The sequence below is a fragment of the Nonomuraea sp. NPDC049709 genome (genome assembly GCF_040674815.1).
Classification (GTDB): Bacteria; Actinomycetota; Actinomycetes; order Streptosporangiales; family Streptosporangiaceae; genus Nonomuraea.
Map to the genome: position 1 here is coordinate 43,351 of NZ_JBFANM010000044.1, position 15,606 is coordinate 58,956.

Annotated in this window: 17 protein-coding genes; 10 read left to right on the forward strand and 7 right to left on the reverse strand. The window is 72.1% G+C overall.

The window, feature by feature from the left end; translation table 11 throughout:
• Nucleotides 1-132 precede the first annotated feature (132 nt).
• Nucleotides 133-417: a hypothetical protein gene (locus tag AB0J69_RS36790; RefSeq protein WP_364127243.1), complete on the reverse strand. Its 285-nt coding sequence runs from the start codon at nucleotides 415-417 to the stop codon at nucleotides 133-135.
• A gap of 277 nt (nucleotides 418-694) precedes the next feature.
• Between AB0J69_RS36790 and AB0J69_RS36795 the strand changes: the two genes are divergently transcribed.
• The 5 genes from AB0J69_RS36795 to AB0J69_RS36815 all read left to right on the forward strand — a co-directional run bounded on the left by AB0J69_RS36795 (nucleotide 695) and on the right by AB0J69_RS36815 (nucleotide 6,911).
• Nucleotides 695-2,230, forward strand: a complete 1,536-nt coding sequence (locus AB0J69_RS36795) for an XRE family transcriptional regulator (RefSeq protein WP_364127245.1) — start codon at nucleotides 695-697, stop codon at nucleotides 2,228-2,230.
• 12 nt (nucleotides 2,231-2,242) lie between these two features.
• Nucleotides 2,243-2,731 carry a GNAT family N-acetyltransferase gene (locus AB0J69_RS36800; protein WP_364127248.1) on the forward strand — a complete coding sequence of 163 codons (489 nt, stop codon included), beginning with the start codon at nucleotides 2,243-2,245 and terminating at the stop codon, nucleotides 2,729-2,731.
• A gap of 299 nt (nucleotides 2,732-3,030) precedes the next feature.
• Entirely contained in the window at nucleotides 3,031-4,269 is a 1,239-nt protein-coding gene (locus AB0J69_RS36805; RefSeq protein WP_364127391.1) for a DMT family transporter, read from the forward strand.
• 200 nt (nucleotides 4,270-4,469) lie between these two features.
• Nucleotides 4,470-6,179 (forward strand): tetratricopeptide repeat protein, encoded by a 1,710-nt coding sequence (locus tag AB0J69_RS36810; protein WP_364127251.1) that lies wholly within the window; start codon nucleotides 4,470-4,472, stop codon nucleotides 6,177-6,179.
• A 279-nt stretch (nucleotides 6,180-6,458) separates the two neighbouring features.
• The gene (locus AB0J69_RS36815; protein WP_364127254.1) at nucleotides 6,459-6,911 is read left to right on the forward strand and encodes a hypothetical protein; all 453 of its coding nucleotides are present in this window, start codon (nucleotides 6,459-6,461) and stop codon (nucleotides 6,909-6,911) included.
• A 13-nt stretch (nucleotides 6,912-6,924) separates the two neighbouring features.
• Here the strand turns inward: AB0J69_RS36815 and AB0J69_RS36820 are convergent, their stop codons facing one another.
• Entirely contained in the window at nucleotides 6,925-7,869 is a 945-nt protein-coding gene (locus tag AB0J69_RS36820; RefSeq protein ID WP_364127257.1) for a zinc-binding dehydrogenase, read from the reverse strand.
• Between the two features lie 77 nt (nucleotides 7,870-7,946).
• Here AB0J69_RS36820 and AB0J69_RS36825 point away from each other — a divergent pair, with 77 nt between their 5' ends.
• From AB0J69_RS36825 to AB0J69_RS36835, 3 genes are read left to right on the forward strand one after another with little or no spacing between them, the layout of a single operon-like run.
• Entirely contained in the window at nucleotides 7,947-8,573 is a 627-nt protein-coding gene (locus AB0J69_RS36825) for a helix-turn-helix domain-containing protein (protein WP_364127259.1), read from the forward strand.
• A gap of 17 nt (nucleotides 8,574-8,590) precedes the next feature.
• Nucleotides 8,591-9,364 carry a hypothetical protein gene (locus AB0J69_RS36830; RefSeq protein WP_364127261.1) on the forward strand — a complete coding sequence of 258 codons (774 nt, stop codon included), beginning with the start codon at nucleotides 8,591-8,593 and terminating at the stop codon, nucleotides 9,362-9,364.
• Entirely contained in the window at nucleotides 9,361-10,107 is a 747-nt protein-coding gene (locus tag AB0J69_RS36835; protein WP_364127264.1) for an MBL fold metallo-hydrolase, read from the forward strand. Before AB0J69_RS36830 ends, AB0J69_RS36835 begins: the two co-directional genes overlap by 4 nt.
• Here the strand turns inward: AB0J69_RS36835 and AB0J69_RS36840 are convergent.
• From AB0J69_RS36840 to AB0J69_RS36850, 3 genes are all read right to left on the reverse strand, one after another.
• Entirely contained in the window at nucleotides 10,088-10,540 is a 453-nt protein-coding gene (locus AB0J69_RS36840) for an NUDIX domain-containing protein (RefSeq protein ID WP_364127266.1), read from the reverse strand. The genes AB0J69_RS36835 and AB0J69_RS36840 overlap by 20 nt on opposite strands.
• A gap of 11 nt (nucleotides 10,541-10,551) precedes the next feature.
• The gene (locus AB0J69_RS36845) at nucleotides 10,552-11,502 is read right to left on the reverse strand and encodes a DUF523 and DUF1722 domain-containing protein (RefSeq protein ID WP_364127269.1); all 951 of its coding nucleotides are present in this window, start codon (nucleotides 11,500-11,502) and stop codon (nucleotides 10,552-10,554) included.
• Between the two features lie 72 nt (nucleotides 11,503-11,574).
• A complete protein-coding gene (locus AB0J69_RS36850; RefSeq protein ID WP_364127272.1) occupies nucleotides 11,575-11,943 on the reverse strand; it encodes an ArsR family transcriptional regulator in 369 nt (122 codons plus the stop codon).
• A 33-nt stretch (nucleotides 11,944-11,976) separates the two neighbouring features.
• On the opposite strand from AB0J69_RS36850, the gene AB0J69_RS36855 reads away from it, so the two are divergent.
• A complete protein-coding gene (locus tag AB0J69_RS36855) occupies nucleotides 11,977-12,879 on the forward strand; it encodes an LLM class F420-dependent oxidoreductase (RefSeq protein ID WP_364127274.1) in 903 nt (300 codons plus the stop codon).
• A gap of 33 nt (nucleotides 12,880-12,912) precedes the next feature.
• Complete coding sequence (locus AB0J69_RS36860; protein WP_364127277.1) at nucleotides 12,913-13,878, forward strand: SDR family NAD(P)-dependent oxidoreductase; 966 nt, start codon at nucleotides 12,913-12,915, stop codon at nucleotides 13,876-13,878.
• A gap of 18 nt (nucleotides 13,879-13,896) precedes the next feature.
• Here the strand turns inward: AB0J69_RS36860 and AB0J69_RS36865 are convergent, their stop codons facing one another.
• Nucleotides 13,897-14,499 carry a DUF47 family protein gene (locus tag AB0J69_RS36865; RefSeq protein ID WP_364127280.1) on the reverse strand — a complete coding sequence of 201 codons (603 nt, stop codon included), beginning with the start codon at nucleotides 14,497-14,499 and terminating at the stop codon, nucleotides 13,897-13,899.
• Nucleotides 14,500-14,545: 46 nt separating this feature from the next.
• Nucleotides 14,546-15,502, reverse strand: a complete 957-nt coding sequence (locus tag AB0J69_RS36870) for an inorganic phosphate transporter (protein WP_364127283.1) — start codon at nucleotides 15,500-15,502, stop codon at nucleotides 14,546-14,548.
• Between the last annotated feature and the right edge of the window lie 104 nt (nucleotides 15,503-15,606).

Below are 15,606 nucleotides of genomic sequence, written 5' to 3' on the forward strand. Positions count from 1 at the left end.
CCGGAACCGGCGGAGTGACCAGGGCTCCCGCATTCGGGAAACCCTCCGCACCGGTCACTCCGCCGGCTCCCAGGAGCCGCCGCGGGGTGCGGTGAGCCGTGGTGGCTGCGCTCCACCCGGTTCACCGCGTCGTCACTCCCCCACGGCGGCGAGCACGCGGGCGACCTTCGTCGCCGCACCGGCCGGGTCGTCGGCCGTGTGCATCCGTTCGCCCCAGGACCAGCAGTACCACCAGTCCGGCATGTCGGAGACGGCTGCCGGCCGACAGGTGACGTTCTCGGACAGGCTTGTCGCGTTCGGGTTGATGACCCGGACGAACCTGCGCCCGCTCTGGGTCTGGACCACTCGTGCGAGCAGCCCGCGAGCGCCGAGTTCGGCCACGAGGCGCTCCAGGTGCTCGAAGTTGTCGTCCCCCACCGTTCGTCCCTCCCTTGGGAATCGTTGCTGGTGGGCCAAAGATGTCCCATGTCAAGGGTCGGCGCAACGAGCCGTTCTGCTCACGGGGAGTCGCTTCTCACCTCATGGGTTGTAAGAAACAGTCCCGGGGAGGACGATCCTTAACCGTAGGCTTGCTACACGCGTTTCCAATCCCGCCGTCATTGCTTCATAGTCTTGGGGTAGGCGCACAGCAACTTGAGGGCTACGCTGAGTCACCAGTTGCGGACCGGTCGAGACATGCGTGAGAGGGGCCGGGATGTCCGGCAGACAGCACAGGGAGACGGAGATCGCCCGGCGGATCAGGGCCAGGGGCCTGGCCGCCGGGCGCACGTCGGCTCAGATAGCTGATGAGATCCACGAGGCGTGCACGGGCCTGTTCAGCACGACCCGCATCAAGGCGCATCGCCTGTCGTACGGGATCGCGCTGGCCGACGTCATCGAGCAGGTGCGCGCCCTGTTCGAGCGCGACGCGAAACCGATGCCCGGCATCGGCGAGACGCTGCTGTCCGCGTACGAGAGCGGGCTCAAGCGTCCGGGCCCCGAATACCTGCACTATCTGTGCACGGTCTACCGCGTCGAGCCGGTCGCGCTCGGCTACGACGCGCCGTGCATCTGCGGCCACGGCCACCGGATGCCGGGCTTGCTGGCCCCCGACCCCAAGGAGCGGCCACAGCTGGCCACCGAGCGGGAGCTGCAGATCGAGCCCATGGAGACCGAGCCCGACGCGGAGGAGGACGAGAACATCCTCCGGCGGACGCTATTAAATCTCCTCAACACCGACAGCAACTCTCCCGGGCAGATCGACGGGCCGGTGCTCGGAGCGTGCGAGGGCATCAGGCGCCGGATGGACGAGACGCTGGTCTCGGCCACCGTGTCTGCCGCGATGCTCGACCAGTGGGAGGAGGCCACGGTCAGTTTCGGCCGCCAGTACACGACGACGGCCCCGCTGCGGCTGCTGTGCGACGTGCTGCTGGAGCTGAGCGCCGTCCGCACGGCGATGTCCCGCCGTCAGCCCATCGACCTGCAGGAACGCCTGTGCAGGATGGCCGCCCAGCTGTCCGGCCTGAGCGGCATGATCCTGATCAACCTGGGCGACCACCGGCTGGCGCGGTCGTTCTTCCGCACCGGCCGCACGGCCGCCGACGAGACCGGCGACCGCGCGCTGCGCGCGTGGATCTGCGCCCGCGAGTCGCTCGTCCCCCTCTACTTCGGCGACGCGCGCGAGGCGCTCAACCTGGCCAAGAAGAGCCGCGACCTGGCCGGCTCCACCCCGTGCCCGGCGCAGGCCATGGCACCGGTCGTCGAGGCCAGGGCGCTGGCCATGATGTCCGGCGTGGACAGCAAGAAGGAGGTCGTCGACCAGGCCAAGCGCGCTCTGGCGCGGGCCAGGAACGCCTTCTCCCACATGAAGACCGAGGAGCAGGAGGACGTGGCCTTCGGCTACACCGAGAAGCAGCTCTACTTCTACCAGGGAGACGTGCTCACCAAGCTCGGCCAGACGATCGAGGCCGAGGTGGTGCTCGACCAGGCGCTGGACAAGTACGAAGACCACATCCTCGACCAGACGCTGATCAGGCTCGACCAGGCGCAGTGCAAGCTGATCGACGGCGACGTCGGCGAGGCGGTGGCCATCGGCACGAAGGCCCTGAGCCTGGTGGGCGACGAATATCTGACCGACCTCATCGTGCGGCCCGCGATGGCGCTCGAACAGGCCATCATCTCGCGGGACGCCCAGGCTCCAGGGCTGCCGGGCTACCAGGCCGCGCTGCGGCGGCCCAAGCAGCCCACGTGAAAGGGAAGGTGGATGAAGCTGAAGATCAGACGCTATCGCTGGTCCGACCTCGACACCATCCTGGCACTCCACCGGATCGCCCTGGCGAAGGTGGGCCTGGTCCCCGGCGACGGCGTCTACTACGACGACGACTTCCCGCGGATCCAGGAGATCTATCTGGCCTGCGGCGGCGACTTCCTGGTGGGCGAGGTGGGCTCGCGGGTCGTGGCCATGGGCGGGCTGAAACCCGTCGACACCGACACGGCCGAGATGTGCCGGTTGCGGGTCCACCCCGAATACCAGCGGCGCGGGTTCGGCTCGGCCATGCTCGTCGCGTTGGAGCGGCGCGCGGTCGAGCTCGGCTTCCACTGCGTCAGGGGTGACACCACCCTCAACCAGGAGGCCGCGCTGTCGTTGTACGAGCGCCAGGGATGGCGTGAGCTCTCCAGGGAGCAAGTAGGCGACCTGACCGTCGTCTACATAGAGAAACGCCTGATCCCACCGGCGGTCCTGGAACTCTAGACCGCACTCACGCGCACGGCCCCACACCCCCTCCTGGGGCCCGCCACCCACAGCTCTCCCCGGTGACCCTGCCCCGGACCCCTCGGCGTGACCGCACCGCCGGCACTCTCCGTGACGCTCGCCGATCGCCGAATTCCCCCGAGCGATATGTGCGACCGGTCCCTTATCGGCTTCCACGGATAAGGATGTACGAACCCGCGGGTGAGGCTCTTACCACCTAGGTGTAGACAAGCATCACCGGCTGCGCCCTGTACATCTACGGCTGCGAATAGTAGTGCCATGCTTTTCTCATGACAGGCATGCCCGCTCCCCGCCCCCTTCTGGGAGCCGTGCTTCTGTTGTTCGTCAGCGCCGCTTGGGGGTCGGCGTTCCCGCTGATGAAAGATCTCATTCTCCGGTTACCGGTTGAGGACCTGCTCGCCGAGCGCTATCTCCTTGCCGCGCTCACGCTGCTCCTCATCAAGCCGGGCTGCCTTCGGGGGCTGTCGCGGGGCACGTGGATCAACGGGGCCGTACTCGGGGTGATGTTCGGGATCGGGCAGGCGGCCCAGGCCGTCGCGCTCGACAGCCTGCCGTCGGCGGTGTCGGGGTTCGCCGTCGGGTGCAGCGTGATGATCACGCCCATCCTGTCGCTGGCGCTGTTCCGGCAGCGGGTGCCGCGGCGGATCTGGGCCGGGGTCGTGCTCGCGCTGGCCGGCATGACCGTGTTCACGTTGCTGCGCGGGGTGGAGGATCACGAGATCTCGGTGCTCGCGCTCGGCGTCACGCTCACCGCCGCCGCCCTCTACTCCGGCCACACGTTGCTGCTGGCGCACCTGTCCAAGCGTCCCTCCGGATTTCCCGCGTACGCGCTGACCGTGATCCAGCTCTCCACCATCGGCATCCTCACGGGAGGGGTCGCGGTGCGTGACGGGGTGTCGCTGCCGGCGAGTGTGCCGGACTGGCTGATCCTGGCGCATCTCTCCGTGGTGTCGTGCGCCCTGGGCTTCCTGGCCCGTTCCTACGGTCAGGCGCACGTGCCGGCCGTGCCGAGCCAGATCCTCATGTCCTCGCAACCGCTCTGGGTCGCCGCGATCGCGGTGATCTGGTTCCACGAGCAGATGGGCTGGAGCCTGGTCGTGGGCGGCGCGCTGATGGCCGGGGCGATGCTGCTCGCCCTGCCGGCCGGGGGCGCCGCCGCTCAGAGGAAGGTACGCGGCCGCCGTGACCTGCTGGCCATCGCGACCCGGGCGCTGGCCGACCAGCGGGTCAAGCGGGCCGATCCGCTGCGGCTCCAAGGCGGCGCCCCGCCGTTCATCGACCGGAACGCCTGCGTGGACGCCGAGTCGTGCCCGTGGCAGACCCGCTCGCTCAAGGGTGGTGCGGAGCCCAGCCTGGAGCGGTTGATCGAGCGGGCCACCATCATCGTGCGCGCGAAGAACCTGCCCGGGCCCGGGTGCTGCCAGTCGGTCACCCTGCTCGGCCGGTGCCTGTGCGACTTGATGGAGGAAACCGGACAGGCGCATACCACACGATTGCACCGTTGGTTTCGGTCCTAATAGGTTAGATATACCATTCAAAAGGCAAGTGCTTTTTATCCATTAGCCTCCCACTTATTCACGATAAACCTTGATATTCGGTGGGGTGACCCAATAATGGGTAATTAGCCCCGAGTGGAGAGGTATGCCATGAAGCGCATCGTAGTCCGCAAGCCTGGAACCGCGAGGCTGGCTGGGACCTCCAGCGTCATTCACAAGGGGTGACTGAGGAGAGGTCCCACCTCAGGGTCCAGGGCGAACCACCCGCCCGAACGGGGGCCGCGCGGCTGCTGGCGCCGTTGATCGACGCACATCGCCTGCCGCGTGGCCCCTACACCGTCGCCGCCGCTCTGCTGCGGCACCTGGTGCCGCCGGCGCTGGAGCGGTCGGCGGAGCTGGTGGCGGCCCACGACATCGAGATCCTGGCGGCGGCGCCCGAGCTGGCCGGGCTCGTACCGGCCGGGCGGGTCACGATCGAGGCCGGGCTGTCCGACGAGGAGCGCATCCTGGTCCCCGCGCCCCGCCGGACGTTACGGCTGGCCAACGGGCTCGCGGAGTTCGTCCGCGACGTCGTGCCCCCCGGGCGGGCGATCGCCGTGTGCAACGGCGACGCGGCCGACCCGACGGACACCGAGCTGCTCGACGTCATGATGCGGCGGATCCCGCCCGCCACGCTGGCGATCACGGTGTACTCCGGCGGCCCCGAGCCCGCACCCGACACCCGGGACGCGGACGAGTTGTGGGCGGTCGTCGATCGGTGCATGCGGGAGGGCTTCCTGCACGCCGTGACGGAGCTGGGGGAGCGGGGCATGGCGCGTACCGAGCCGGGTTCCGCCCGCTGGTGGCGCTTCGCCCAGCGCACCGCCACCGCGCTCGGCGGGCTCGGGCGCACGGACGAGGCCCGCGAGGTCTGGGACCGGGTACGCCAGGATAGTCAGGACCCGGCGATGCACGCCGCGGCCGCGTACGGCACCGCCATGCTCGACGCCCGCCACCCCGACCCCGCCCGCCGCGACCTGACCAGGGCCAGGGCCTGGATCAACCAGGCGATCGCCATCTCCACCCTCCTGCCCGACCCGGCCGAACGGGCGTTCAAGCTCGGCTTCGACCGCAACGGACTGGCGCTGATCGAGCTGCGGCACGGCCGGCTCGGGGCGGCGCTGTCGCTGGTGGAGTCGGCCATCGAGCTGGCTGGCGAGCTGGGGGAGCGGCACCCGGTGCACCGGATGGTGCTGCTGGCCAACCGGGCCCAGCTCCTGGCGGCGCTCGGGCACACCAAGGAGGCGCTGGAGGACTACGGGGCGGCGATCCGGATCGATCCGGCATTTCCCGACTACTACCTGGAACGTGGCAATCTCCTGTTCCGGCTCGGGCGGCACGAGGAGGCGCTGGCCGACTTCGAGCGCGCCATGCGGGCCGGGCCGCCGCTGCCGGAGGCCCACTACAACCGGGCTGAGCTGTGCACGGTGCGGGGCGACGTCGATGCCGCCCTCGACGACCTGGGGCGGGTCATCGAGCTGGATCCCGGCTACCTGGACGCCTACATCAACCGCGCCGGGCTGCTGGCCGCCTTGGACCGGGACGCCGAGGCCAGGGCCGACGTGGACGCCGGCCTGGCCCTGGCGCCCGGCAACCCGCATCTGCTCACGGTGCTGGGCCAGCTCGAGACGTCGGCGGGCCGGTACGACGCGGCGGCGGCGGCCCTGAACCTGGCCGTGGACCGGGCGCCCGCGCTCGCGTCGGCCTGGGGGAACCGGGGGGTGCTGCGCTACGCCATGGGCGACCTGGAGGGTTCGGTCGCCGACCTCACCCGCGCCATCGACCTCCAGCCCCAGCCCGACCTGTACGCCAACCGCGCCGTAGCCCTCCGCGCCCTGGGCCGCCACCCCGAAGCCGACGCCGACGACCACCACGCCACCCACCTCCCCTGAGCCACCCCACCGCCCCTCGCCCCGCCCCGCCCCGCGCTGTGCCGTCCCGGACCCGACCGCGCTGCTCACCGCCCCACCCCCGTCGGCCCGTCCCGCGTCGGCCTGCCCCGCGTCGGCCCCCGCGTCGGCCCCCGCGTCGGTCCCGCCCCCGCGTCGGCCCCCGCTGTTCCGTGCCGGCCCGGCCGGGGCCGCTCCGCCTCGGGTGCCTGGCCCGCGTCGGGCCGGTGGTCGTCCCGGTCGGGGCGGCGTGGGAGCGGGGGCGGTGGGAGCATTGGGGGCATGAGGGGGCGAATGGGGCGGGCGGCCGTGGTGTGTGCGGCCTTGGGGGTGTGGTGGTGGGCCACCGTGCGGCTGGCCTGGTCGGGCGTCGGGTGTCAGGAGTGGGGTTGCCTGGTGCCGGCCGTCGGCGTGGTCGTGGTGATCAGCCTGGCCCTGCTGGCCGGGATCGCGTTCGCCCTGGAGCGGGTCGGCGTCCGGCCGGGGCGGCGGGTGGCGCTGGTGGCGGCCGGGATGCTGGTGGTGTTCAGGGTGGCCGGCGAGTCGTTGCCCTCCTCGACGTCGTCACTCGCGCACGCGGCCATGGCGGGCGCGGCGTTCGCGGTGGCGGGCGCGCTGGGGACGTTCGTGACGGAGGCCGGGGTGGCGCGCCGGTGGCGGGTGGCGGCGTGGCTCGGGGTGGCCGCCCTGGTGCCGGTCGCATTTGTCGCCTCCTTGACGAGGTACGGCCTCTGACCCCGCCCGGCGGTCAGGTCGCGGACCCCGTACGAGTCCGCAGCAGGGTCTTGCCGGTGACCGTGCGCGCCTCGATGGCCGCGTGCGCCGCGGCCGCCGACTCCAGCGGGTACGTGGCCCCGATCACCGGCCGCAGACGCCCGAGCGCGGCCAGCTCCAGGGCCTGCCTCGACAGCTCACGCAGGTCCGTCGAAGGCCAGCCCACCGCCGTCACGCGGGCATCGGGGGTGGTCATGGGCCCGCCCGCCATCCCGTACACGCTCAACCGGCCCCCGTCCTTCAGCAACCCCTGGGCCGCCGCGCCGATCTCGCCGCCCACCCCGTCGAAGACCACGTCGAGACCGCCCGTGGCCGCCCGCACGACATCGGTCCAGCCCGGGTCGGTGTAGTCCACGGTCAGCTCGGCGCCGAGGCCCGCGGCCAGGTCGCGCTTGGCCGCGCTGCTCGCCGCCGCGACCACGCGCGCCCCCGCGTCCCGGGTGAGCTGCACGAGGAGGCTGCCCACGCCGCCCCCGGCCGCCTCCACCAGCACCCACTCTCCCGCCCGGGGCGCGGCGGCCGCGGAAAGCCCCACCGCCGTACGCCCGTCGGCGAGCAGGGCCACCGCGACCTCGGCCGACAACCCCTCGGGGATCGGGATGAGGTCGCCGGCCCCGGCCACGGCCAGCTCCGCGTACCCGCCGTAACCGCCCAGCGTGCTGACCACCCGCGTGCCCTCGAGCGCGGGGTCCACGCCGTCGCCGACGGCGGAGACCGTACCGGCGACGCCGTTGCCCAGGATCGCGGGCAGCGATGCGCGCCGCGGCCCCCGATCGGCCCGCACCTGCGTCTCCACGAACGTGATGCCGGCCACCTCCACCTCCACGAGCACCTGCCCGGCCCCGGGAACGGGATCCGGCACCTCCTCCGCGACCAGAGCCTCGGGCCCTCCGTACCGCCTCAGCACCACCGCACGCATGCCACACCTCACTTCAATCGGAGCGATCTGCTCCGGAAGTGTATCGGAGCGATGCGCTCCGCAATATCCTGGACGGCATGAGCACACGCGGCAGGCAGGCCGAGGCGGCACGCAACGATCTGCGCCTGCTGCGGGCGGCGCACGAGGTGTTCACGACGCAGGGGTTCGACGCCCCCGTGTCGGCCATCGCCAAGCAGGCCGGCGTGGGCATGGGCAGCCTCTACCGGCGCTACCGCACCAAGGAGGAGCTGCTCCAGCGCCTGTGCCTGATCGCGATGGAGCGGGCCGTGGAGGCCGCCGAGGCCGGGCTGGCGCAGGACGATCCGTGGGAGGGCCTGGCGCTCTACGTACGCACCTGCGTGGCCAACAGGTCGGGCGCGCTGGCGCCGGTCGCGGGCACGATCGAGGTCACCGGCGAGATGTGGCGCACCGCGAGGAGGGGCGACGAGGCCGCCGAGCGGCTCGTGGCCAGGGCGCACGAGGCGGGCGTGCTCAGGAGCGACGTGACCATGCTGGACATCTCGCTGCTCATGGAGCAGTTCAGCCGCCCGGCCCCCGGGCCGCCCGGCGAGGAGCACGAGCACGTCAAGCGGCGCCTGCTCGCCATCGCCCTCGACGGCCTGCGCGCCCCGGGCGCGACCGAGCTGCCGGGCGAACCGCCGAGTCCGGAGTGGTACGAAGGGCGCTGGGGGAGTGCTCCGTAGGGTCTACGGTTGGACGCGTGGGCTTCAATGAGCTGCTCGACAACCTTGATCACAGTGCCAGCGCCCAGGCGGCGGGCATCAGGCGCGGCTATGGCGGGCCGCCCGCCCGTACGGTGAGTGTCAGATCCGGCCTGACCCGGCTGCGCTGCGCGTCCCTGCTGAAGCCCCTGTACGCGTGGGTGAGCGCGCCCCGCATCCCCGACGCCGAGCGGTGGCGCCGCCACGCCGAGCCGGCCGTGGTCGTCTCCTCCAACACCGACACGCTCAACCTGTGGCTCGCCGTCGGCCCGCGCGTCATCCTCGACGACCTCCGCGAGCGCACCGGCGTGGCCTGGGCGCCGCCGAACGGCGACCCCTCCCGCTTCGGCTCCGTCGAGGTCTCGGCCGACGAGGTGGCCGCCGCCTACGCGGTGCTCGCCCAGGCGGCCGTCACGGGCGATCCGGTGGCCGAGACCGTGCTCGGGTGGATGGGGCAGGTGGAGGAGTCGCAGGCGTTCGGCGCCCGCCGGGCCCTGCGCTCGCCGAAGGCGAGGATCAAGTGCGGCTGGTACGGCGCCCCCGACGAGACCTGCCTGCGTACGCATGCCGTGGCCGTCCTGCCGCACGGCGGCACCAAGGTCGGCGTGGTCGTCGCGATGACCGCGGTGCCCTACACCGGCGGCCACGAGCGCGAGGTCTACCGCGACCGGGTGAACAAGGGGCTGCCGGTGGAGGCCGAGCACGAGAAGGTCGCGGGCGCGCTGCTGCGCGGGCTGATGACGACGACGCTGGCCGAGCTGGGGCGCCCATGAGGCTCACGGTCCTGGGCGGGTGCGGCGCCTGGCCGGCGGCCGGGCAGGCGTGCAGCGGTTACCTCGTCGAGGAGGAGGGCTTCCGGGTCTTCATCGACCCCGGCTACGCCACCCTGCCCCGGCTCCTGGAGCTCATGGGCGCCGCCGACGTGGACGCGGTCCTGGTCACCCACGGCCACCCCGACCACTGCGCCGACCTCAACCCGCTCCTCCGGGCTCGCGCGCTGGCTGACGAGCCCGCGCCGCCGCTGCTCGTCCACGCGCCGCCCGGCGCGCTCGACGCGGTCCTGGCCCTGGACAAGCCGCGCATGCTGGCCGCCGGCCTGGCCCGGCACGACCTGGTGCCCGGCAGACCGGTCGAGCTCGGCCCCTTCCGGCTGGACACCTTCGACCTGCCGCATCACGTGCCGAACGCCGGGCTGCGGCTGACCGGCGCGGGCGGCCGGGTGATCGCCTACACCGGCGACACCGGGCCCTCCGGCGAGCTCCTCGCGCTGGCGAAGGGCGCGGACCTGCTGGTGGCCGAGGCGACCTACCCCGAACGCGTCCCCGACGACGACGCCCCCTACCTCTCCAGCGCGCGTGACGCCGGCCGCACGGCGGCCTCGGCCGGGGCGGGGCGGCTGCTGCTCACGCACCTGTGGCCGGACACCCCGCCCGAGCCCGCGCTCGCGGCGGCGGCCGCGTCCTACGGTGGCGAGCTGTCGGTCGCGGCGGCCGGGGTCACCGTGGATCTTCCGTGAGCCGCGCGACGACCTTCGCCAGCTCCGGGGGCTCGACGCCCTCAGGCAGCACCTCGGCCCAGACATAGCCGCGGAAGGCGGCCCGTTCCTCCGCCGTCAGCTCCCGGGGGTCCGCCTCCGGGCGGGCCTCGGCGAACCTGGCCAGGTAGAAGGGCTCCCGCTTCACGTAGCGGACCCCGAGCCAGCAAAAGTCGCGTTCGACCTCGACGAAGCGGTCCAGCACGGCCGAGCCGGGCAGGCCGGTCTCCTCGGTCAGCTCCCGCCTGGCGGCCTCCAGCGGGGTCTCGCCGGGATCGATCCCGCCGCCCGGGGGCTCCCAGACGTCCGCGCGGGCGATCGCGTCGTACCAGTGCATCAGCAGCACCCGGCCGTCGCGGTCCAGGCAGACCACGCGCGCGGCTGGACGGTCGCTGCTCTCCTCGACGGCGTTCATCGAGGAGAACGCTACTCCCGGAGGGCGTCGGGGTAAGGGGTCAGGTACGTCTGGTCCCGTACGTACGTGGCGGACTCCCCGCGCGCGTGATGGCGCAGCAGCCGCACGGGCACGTCCAGCGGCACCAGGCCCGCCCGGTAAGAGTCGATGACCTCCACCAGGTCGGACCGCCGTGCGGGGTCCAGCGCGAGCATGCCCAGGCAGTGCTGCAGCACGTTGACGTTCCGGCCCGTGGTGGTCCTGGCGGCCATCGTGCGCCGGAACACCTCGGCGTAGTCGGCGGCCACCTCCCCGTGCGGCCGGGCGCCGGCGCCGGCCACCACGCGGCCCGCCTCCCGGTAGAGCAGGGGGTCGTGGGCGAGCAGCTGCATCTTGTGGCGGGCGTGGAAGGCGACGAGATCGCGTGGCCGCCAGTCGCCGTCGAGGAACGTACGCAGCCTGGCGTGCGCGAACACCCGCTCCACGAAGTCCGCGCGCAGCCGGGGGTCGCGCAGCCGGCCCTCGTCCTCCACGGGCAGCAGCGGGTGCCGCTCCATGACGATCCCGGCGAACAGGCCCCGGTTGCGCTGGTCGACGCCGTCGTTCCCGTGGCGGGGGACGCCGTGGATGCCGCAGGTGGGGGTCTTGGCCTTGAAGACGTACCCGTCGATGTCGAGCTGGGTGGCGCGCCTGTCGGCCACCGCCGTCATGCGGCCGGTGAGGTCGACGCGAGACATCCGGGTCACCAGGCGGGGGCCCTGCGCCGTGCTCACCTGCCGCAGGGCCTCGCGCGGGGTGCCCAGGCCCGCCTCGACCTCGGGGCAGACGGGGAGCCAGTCGACGTACGGGGCCAGGGTCTCGGTGAGGAAGCGGTCGAGGTTGTGGCGGCCGTCGTGCCTGACGGGCCGGCCGAGCAGGCAGGAGGAGATGGCCAACCGGGGGCGCTCGGCTGGGGTGCCGGTCCTGCCGGGAGTGGCGATCACATCTCACATTGCAACGCGCCCATGGTGAGGTGGGCAACCAAGGCCAGGAAGATCACTCCAAAACGAGCGCCGCTACGCCTCGGGAGGAACGGCTTCCCCCTCGCCGAGGACCAGCGCCAGCAGCCCGGGGAAACGACCGTCGAACTCCTCGCGCCGTAGCCGGTTGAGTCGGCGAGTCCCCTCGTCACGCTGCTCCAGCAGGCCTACATTGCGCAGGACGGCGAAGTGGTGACTCAGCGTGGACTTGGCCACCGGCAGGTGGTTGAACGTGCCGCAGGCGCGCGCCCAGTCGGGGACGCCGGCCAGCTCGCGCAGGATGCGGCGGCGGATCGGGTCGCCGACCGCGTCGAGGGCGGCCTGGAGCGAGACCTCGAGCGGCGAGGTGTGGCTGAGGTTGCGTGTCCTGTTCGACGGCGATCGAACATTAGGATAGTGTTCCATCTCGATCGAACATTCTACTCGGAGGGAGCGGCCGTGGACCTCGGGCGCGTCGGAGTGTGGCATCCCATGATCGGACAGGCTCCCGCCGAGGAGGGGCGGCGGGCGGCGGCCAGGATCGAGGCGCTGGGCTACGGCTCCATCTGGGTCAACGAGGGCTGGGCGAGCAAGGAGCCGTTCACGAGCGCCGCCGTCCTGCTGGCGGCCACCGAGCGCGTCGTCTTCGGCACCGGCATCGCCAGCCTGTGGGCCAGGGACGCCATGGCCATGGCGGGGGCCGGGGTCACGCTGGCCGACGCCTTCCCGGGGCGCTTCCTGCTGGGCATCGGCGTCAGCCACAGCCCCCTGGTCAACACCCGGGGCCACGACTACACCAAGCCGCTGACCGCGATGCGCACCTACCTCGACGCCATGGACGAGGCCAAGCAGATCCTCCCCAAGGCCGAGTGCCCGCGGCTCCTGGCCGCGCTGCGGCCCAAGATGCTGGAGCTGTCGCGAGACAAGGCCGACGGCGCCCACAGCTACTTCGTGCCGCCGGAGCACACCGCCCAGGCCCGCGAGATCCTCGGCCGCGACCGGCTCCTCATCCCGGAGCAGGCGGTCGTGCTGGAGTCCGACCCGGCCCGCGCCCGCGCGATCGCCCGCACCCACATGTCCGTCTACCTGACCTTGCCCAACTACCTCAACAACCTGCGCACGCTCGGCTTCACCGACGACGACTTCGCCGACGGCGGCAGCGACCGCCTGACGGACGCCATCGTGGCCTGGGGCAGCGTCGACACCGTCGCCCAGCGCGTCCGCGACCACCTCGACGCCGGCGCCGACCACGTCGTCATCCAGCCCCTCTCCCCGGAAGCCCCCGACCTCGCCGACGCCGTCGCCCAGCTCACCGACCTCGCTCCGGCCGTCGGCCTGCGGCCCGGCGCAGGGGGCGCTTGACCTGGAGCGCGCTCTAATTCGTAACGTGGAGTCATGACCACGCCACAACACAAGATCGGATCGGGCTTCGACGCCCGGAGCACCGCGGACGACGTGCTCCACGGGATCGATCTGTCCGGGAAGCTGGCGATCGTCACCGGCGGCTATTCGGGCATCGGCCTGGAGGCCACGCGTGCGCTGACCCGTGCCGGGGCCCACGTCGTGGTCCCCGCCCGCCGCATCGAGACCGCCGGTGAGGCGGTGCGGGGCATCGACGGGGTCGAGGTGGACGAGCTCGACCTCGGCGACCTCGACAGCGTACGCGGGTTCGCCGAGCGCTTCCTCGCCACCGGACGCAGCGCCGAGATCGTCATCAACAGCGCGGGCATCATGGCCTGCCCGGAGACGCGGGTCGGGCCCGGCTGGGAGGCGCAGTTCGCCACCAACCACCTCGGGCACTACGCGCTGGTCAACCTCCTCTGGCCGGCCATCGCGCGCGGCCAGGGCCGGGTGGTGGCCGTCTCGTCCGGCGCGCACCGCCGCTCCGGCATCCGCTGGGACGACGTGCAGTTCGAGCGCGGCTACGACAAGTGGCTCGCCTACGGGCAGTCGAAGACCGCGAACGTGCTGTTCGCCGTGCACCTCGACGCCCTGGCCCGCGACCTGGGAGTGCGCGCGTTCTCCCTGCACCCCGGGGGCATCCTCACGCCGCTGCAGCGCCACCTCCCGAAGGAGGAGATGATCGCGGCCGGCTGGATCGACGAGGAGGGCAACCCGCTGGAGACGAGCTTCAAGACGCCCGAGCAGGGGGCTGCCACCATGGTGTGGGCGGCGACGTCACCGCAGTTGGAGGGGATGGGCGGGGTCTACTGCGACGACTGCGACATCGCCGAGCTCTCCACCGACCCGGACTCGCTCGGCGGCGTCCGCGCCCACGCGATCGACCCACACCAGGCCGCCCGCCTCTGGTCCCTGTCAGCCGAGCTCACCGGCATCAACGCCTTCCCCACCACCCACTGACCGAAGGACCCCACGGCCTCATCGCTTCATCGCGCCGTCGGCGATGGCGTCCGCCGCCTCGCCGATGGCCACGCCGACGATCTCCAGGCGCCGCACCAGCTCCCGCTCCTTCATCGCCTCCGCCGTGAGCTCACCGGAGAAGATCCGCGAGATCTCGTACTGGTACATCCGCCGGATGGCCCCGCCCGCCTTCTTCGCCTCAAGGGCGTCCTGGGACACCACCGAAGAGCTGGAGGCGAGGTTGCGAACGGCGCTCTCCAGGGCGTCGATGCCGACGATGACCTGGTCGAGCAGCGGGGTGAAGCGGATCTGGTCGGGCACCCGGTAGAGGTGGGACTCGCGGACGAAGTCCCGGAGGGAGTCAAGGACGTCGTCGATCGACCTGGAGAGCCGGAAGAGGTCCTCCCGGTCGATGGGCGTGACGAGGGCGGTCTTGAGCTCGTCGATGAGGCGGGCCCGTTCCTCGTCCCCGAGGTGCTCGATCGAGCGCATCTGCTCGTGCGCCCCCGTCCTGCCGACCTCGCCGCCGATCATGGCCATGGCCAGCCACGCGCCTTCCTTGGTGGCCTCCAGCTGCCCGAGCAGGGCCTCCGAGAGCGCGCTGTCCATACGACCGGTCATGAGATCCCGGATCCGCCGCAGCCGCTTCACGACCCGACCACCCCTTTCATGACAGCCTCACACTCGCGAAACCCTTCACCAGCAGCGCGAGCCCCCACCCCAGCAGCCCGCTCACGGGAAGCGTCAGCAACCAGGCCGCGACAATCTTGCCCGCGGCGTACCAGCGGACCCGTCCGCCCCCTTGCGCCACCCCGGCCCCGATGAGCCCGCCGGCGATGGCCTGAGTCATGCTCACCGGCATGCCCGCCACCGCGCACGCCATCACGGCCGTGCCCGCGGCCAGCTCCGCCGTTACCCCGTGCGCGGGCCGGGAGACGATGATCTCGCGGCTCAGCGTACGGCCCGCCTTGGGCAGCCCGTACAGGGTGCCCACCCCGAACAGCACGGCGACCAGCACCGTGTACGCCACCGGCGCCCCGGAGAAGCCGACCGCGATCATGAACACGGCCAGCATCTTCTGCGCGTCGTTGGCCGCGTACGCGAGGGTCTGGAGCAGGAACCCCGCCCAGTGCCAGCGCCGCAACGCCCGGGCGGTGGTCGTGGCCACCAGCACCCGGATGAGCACCCACGCCACCAGCCCCCCGGCGAACGGCGCCGCCAGCCCGAACGCCAGCACCAGCGCCACCGACCCAGGCGAGACCGCCAGTCCCCAGCCCAGCCCCGCACCTGTGAGGCCGCCCACGATGGCCAGGGTGAGGCTGGTCGGGCGGCCCTTCGCGCTGAGCACCGCCACCACGGCGAGCGACGCGACGACCGCGATCGTCATCGCGATCTGGCCACCCGGCTCGTCGAACGAGGCCAGCCGGGTCACGAACGTCAACGCCACCTGATGCGTGACCAGCGGTACGGCCGCCACCAGCACGACGAGCGTGACGATCCCGGTCACCGGGCGGATGGTGGGCAGCTTGAGCCCGGTCGCGAGGAGGGCGCCCCCGTCGTTGATCCCGGATACCACGGCGAACAGGCAGGCGAGCACGATCAGTACGACGGCGTCCAAGGACACGCGCTCCCTCCCGCCCCACCCGGCTGTGGCTGGGCCTGCTGGACTCACCTACAAGAGACAGCCGTTCCCCCGTGCCGCCACCCCCGACACCCATCCGTTTCACG